Here is a 4,765-nt window from a genome sequence, read left to right as displayed (position 1 = left end):
ACATAGATAATATTAAGCAAGAGCTTGATCAGTGGAGTGATCGAAAAAGATCTATGTTTTCAAATGACAAATTGATCGAGCTTTCTTTGGATCAACTAAAACAAGCAGATCTAGTCTAGCAATGTGTTACGATAGGTAACATTATGCATGAAGTAATTCCTCCTACCGTCGGCACTCCTCATGCAATTGAACGTTGTGCGTCAGCTGAAAAACAATCTCACGACAAAAAAATGAACAAAATTTTTACAATACTAATTTTATCATTGACACTTTTTGCCTGTAATGGGCAACAAAATTCCAACGTGACAAAATTAGAGAGTGGTTTTTCTCTTATTCAAGATACAATTTCAATAAGTGTGAATGGCAGAATGACTCACGCATTAGAATATAAAGACAAATATTATGTGCTTTTTGAACAACGATTATTGAAATACGGTGGTTACGGAAAAAGATGGCTTTATATTTTTTCAAACAATCAATTAGAAAAAGTGATTGACTGCCCCGAAGAAATGAAAACAGTCTACTTAGATTTTTATTTGCAAAACGATAGTATTGTTATGAAGCCGTATATGGACAAGCAAAGCTATTATCTTGATAATACAAACTTAAAGTGTAACAAGATTAATAAAACGGACGACTTAATATGGGAAGATTCAGACTTTTATGTTTACTCTTTAGATTTTGGCGAATGGGGTGGAAAAACGTGGTTTAAAGACAAGAAAACAGAAAGTCAATATGTTTTAGAATCCACAACACCATTAATTAATAAAATTGACAACACCTTTTACTTGACTAATTCTTTTCAAGTTCTCGAAATTGACAATCCGAAGAAGCTTACAAAATGCGATAGTGATGTGACTTATGAAAACATAGAAAAGACAGGTAAGAACTACTCTTGGTACAGTGAATCGAAAGGCTATGAAGTGATTTATGAAGATGAGAATGTAGACTATTTTGATTTTTCATATCACCCTAGCATTGTCAGTTCCTTTGTTTATAATGATGAACTTCTACACATTTTTGAAACAGACACAGCTACGTATCTATCACGGATAGTGAATAATAAAATTGAGCCTTTTGAGAAGATACTTGATGATGTAAAATTTTTTAATTGGTACTTCTCTTATCGTTGTAAAAACTTAAATGGCTCTAATGAACTGCTCAAATTCAAAACATCGAATGACCAAATTTATGGTCTGACAACAATTAAGGGTAACAAGATTTATGCAACCTTTTTAGTGAATGACTTTGAATTAAAACCGAAAACATTAGGAAAGGAAAGGTCAAATGAAATTTTTGAAAATAGACTTAAAACAATCCTTGTTGATTTTTCAAAACTGCCCCTTTCCAAAGTGGAATCGAAAGAAAAAGAATGGAAAACTTTTGACATTACCCCAAATCACAAAATTGGAATTGGAGACAGTTGGAACCCTAAGAAATATGATATCGACATTAACAAATCTTACCTTGTTGTAGAAGATTCGATTATCTCAAACTCAATTATGTATTATGCTACTAAAAAGACTGATTTAGTTAGAGCCATAACAATGAATTGGGAAAAAACACAGACCGATAGAATTGAATTTGGAAATGAAAAGTCGACAAGTGAAGTTTTTTTGAAAAGATTTAATGAACTTGTATTGATTCTAACTAATGAACTTGGCGAACCCAATTCGATAAATGAAGAAAAGAAAAATCAATCATTTGTTTGGACAACAGCGAACAATATAAACGTTGAAATTAAGCTATCGAGACAGGACAACTATAATAACATAAGAATGGTGGTATATGAGAGAAAATGAAAAAGCCGAACGCACAACAATGGGTATACGTAATGCGGGCTGAAGTGTCAAAATGAAATTATGAACATTAAACAAAATCAACGGTAAACGGAAAGATAAGTGTATTAAAATCCCGCACTACGCATACCCGAGACCGTTAGGGCACAAGCAAGGATAAACGACTAAGATTCTCATAGCTTCTTCAACTTTACAAAGAATCATCGAAAATTTAAAAGATGTCTTGACAAGGCAATCACGGTTTAATCTATATTTACATTGTAATAAGGAAATTTTATTCTACCATTTTAAAATGAAGATCATTTAATCACATGATAAAAAGTTTAAGAATAGAAAAATTTAGATTGTTCGAAAACCAAGACTTTAAGTTTGGAAAATACATTACGGCAATTTCAGGTCAAAATGCTGTTGGGAAATCTACACTTCTTGGGTTGATTGGCAATATTGTTGAACTAAGGAAAAAAAATATTTTTGGAAAGCAATTTCGTACAGATTTTTCAGAAATCTTTAAAGCCTCACCGGAATTTGACAAAACAGGAGAACATAAGGGAACCTTTTATCTAGTAGATATAATTGAACCAACTAAAGATTATGAAGTAAGCTTCAGATCAACCTGGCAAGACAAAAATACTCGATTTCGTGTAATTCCTGATCGTAAAGATGAAGATGGAAATAAAGTTGCATCTAAGTACCCATTCCCAGTAATTTATCTAGGCTTAAGCAGACTGTACCCAATAGGAGAAACCAAAAACAAATTGGAAAAAGATGATTTGCGGCTTAGTGTAACAGAAAAAGAATGGTTTGCAAGAATATATAAATCGATATTTTCAATGGCAGATAGTATTGAGGATATTACTAATCATAAAACAAAAGAGGTTAAATCGAATTTTACTGGTATCACAACAGAAAATTATGATGCTTTCTGCAACTCAGCTGGACAGGATAATCTTGGACAAATTTTACTTTCGCTTATATCGTTTAAGCGGCTCAAAAATGAAGGCTTCGATTGGAAGGGGGGTATATTGATCATTGATGAATTTGATGCTGCTCTACACCCAGTTGCCCAGCAAAAACTAGTAGACTTTCTTTTTAAAGAAGCAAAGAGTAATCAATTACAAATAATATTTACAACTCATAGTCTTACCACTCTCGAGTTTGTATCTAAAAAGTACGAATTAAATAAAAAGTTTAGCGATGACTATAAATTAATTTTTATATCAAATGCAAACAATAAGATAAAGGTATATCAGAATCCGGCATATGAATTAATTAAGAATAATTTATGCTTGACAATTACACAAAAAAGCAAGCAAAATAATAAGCTCTTGGTTTATAGTGAAGATGACGATACAAGATGGTTTTTTAAAAAGTTGATCCATGGTTATGCGAATAAACTAAATTTTGTTAATGCAAATTTAGGATGTAGCTCTTTGGCAAAACTATTAAAAGAAGATCCAAATTATTTTTCTAAGGTGTTGATAGTAGTAGATGGAGATGTTAAAAAATCTAATCCAAGATTTACTGCAAAGAAAAACGTTTTAGCTTTAGTTGATGAGATAAGCCCTGAAAATGTTTTGTTTACTTACCTTAATGACGAAAATTGTACTTTCTGGGATGCAGAAGGTTTAGAGCAACAAGGAATGACAAGGCAATACTTTCTTACTGAGAATGGACCATTTTCTCCGAGATATTCACATCTAAACACAGATAGAAAGAAATTCAGCAGTTGGTTTTATGATCATAAAAGGGACATAATTGACTATAAAATGTTCGAACATTGGAAGAAAAACAATCCAGATAAAGTAAAAAAGTTTAGATCTGAATTTTTCTCAAAATACAATTACTTAGCTTCGAAAAATGACTTTCTAAAACTAGAAATTAAATGAGTTTAAAAAGATTATCTCCTTTAAGATATCCTGGCGGTAAAACGAAAGTCCTAGATTTTATTATTAAAATAATCGAATCAAACAATTATATAGGCTCAGAATATGTTGAACCATATGCTGGTGGAGCAGGAGTTGCTTTAGGTTTATTATTTGGTGAATATGTATCAAAGATTCATATTAATGATATTGATATTGGTATTTACAGCTTTTGGAAATCGATTTTGAATAACACAGAAGAATTTATTCGAAAAATTGAAAAATCACCTATTTCAGTAAATGAATGGAAAAAGCATAGACATATTTATAAGAATAGTACTAACTATACAGCTTTAGATGTAGGTTTTGCGACGTTCTATTTAAATCGTTGTAACAGATCTGGTATTATTACTGCTGGATGTATTGGCGGACAAAATCAAGCTGGGGAATACAAATTAGATGCAAGGTTTAATAAAACAAATTTGATAAGTAGAATTTCAAAAATTGCCTTATTCAGAGATAAGATTGAGGTATATAATCAAGATACCTTGTCATTAATTAATAAAAATAAACACCAATTTAGAAATATGATCCTGTATTTAGATCCACCTTACTACGTTAAGGGTTCATCATTATATAGAAATTTTTATCAACATAAAGATCACGAAGAAATTTCAAATATAGTAAAATCTGTCAATAGCCATTGGGTTGTAAGTTATGACAACGTACCTGAAATTGTTAAATTATATTCAGATAAGAGAAAAAAAGAGTTCAGTATAAATTACTCAGCAGGAGTTAAAAAGAAGGGAAAGGAAATAATGTTTTTTTCAGATAATCTACTTATCCCTAAAGGTTCAATAGTTTCATCTCAAAGTCTAAAATATTTCCAATAAGTCTTCATAACTAGTCAATAGGAGCCTGTGCCTAACAGTAGATAAGAAGTAAGAGCTCCTTCGTCGCTCCTCCTCTTATCATTGACCGTTAGGCGGAATACGTTTCTCGTTTTGAAAGTTCTGAAAATTGATTCAGAATAGTTGATAATGAAAAGATTAGAGGGTTGAATTTGGGTGCTTTGCCAGCGCACTGCACATTGATAGCGTATTT

At 31.4% G+C, this 4,765-nt stretch carries 4 protein-coding genes; 3 read left to right on the top strand and 1 reads right to left on the bottom strand.

Annotation, left to right across the window (positions count from 1 at the left end; all coding sequences use genetic code 11):
- Window positions 1-143: 143 nt before the first annotated feature.
- The 3 genes from L2567_RS20535 (at window position 144) to L2567_RS20525 (ending at window position 4,554) form a co-directional block, all read left to right on the top strand.
- Window positions 144-1,802 carry a hypothetical protein gene (locus tag L2567_RS20535; protein ID WP_235299740.1) on the top strand — a complete coding sequence of 553 codons (1,659 nt, stop codon included), beginning with the start codon at window positions 144-146 and terminating at the stop codon, window positions 1,800-1,802.
- A 308-nt stretch (window positions 1,803-2,110) separates the two neighbouring features.
- Window positions 2,111-3,685, top strand: coding sequence for an AAA family ATPase (locus tag L2567_RS20530; RefSeq protein WP_235299739.1), 1,575 nt, complete (start codon window positions 2,111-2,113; stop codon window positions 3,683-3,685).
- Window positions 3,682-4,554, top strand: coding sequence for a DNA adenine methylase (locus L2567_RS20525; RefSeq protein WP_235299738.1), 873 nt, complete (start codon window positions 3,682-3,684; stop codon window positions 4,552-4,554). The genes L2567_RS20530 and L2567_RS20525 overlap by 4 nt, the downstream gene beginning before the upstream one ends.
- Window positions 4,555-4,568: 14 nt before the next feature.
- On the opposite strand, the gene L2567_RS20520 is transcribed toward L2567_RS20525, so the two are convergent.
- Window positions 4,569-4,765, bottom strand: a 197-nt coding sequence (locus L2567_RS20520; RefSeq protein ID WP_235299737.1) for a hypothetical protein, incomplete at its 5' end; no start/stop codon positions are given.

It is taken from the genome of Portibacter marinus, assembly GCF_021533195.1.
Lineage (GTDB): Bacteria > Bacteroidota > Bacteroidia > Chitinophagales > Saprospiraceae > Portibacter > Portibacter marinus.
The sequence above is the reverse complement of the archived record's forward strand: the minus strand, read 5'-3'. Positions and strand labels throughout refer to the sequence as shown.

Coding starts and splice junctions, on each gene's coding strand:
- L2567_RS20535 (WP_235299740.1), top strand. CDS start 144: ATGCATGAAGTAATTCCTCCTACCGTCGGCACTCCTCATGCAATTGAA.
- L2567_RS20530 (WP_235299739.1), top strand. CDS start 2,111: ATGATAAAAAGTTTAAGAATAGAAAAATTTAGATTGTTCGAAAACCAA.
- L2567_RS20525 (WP_235299738.1), top strand. CDS start 3,682: ATGAGTTTAAAAAGATTATCTCCTTTAAGATATCCTGGCGGTAAAACG.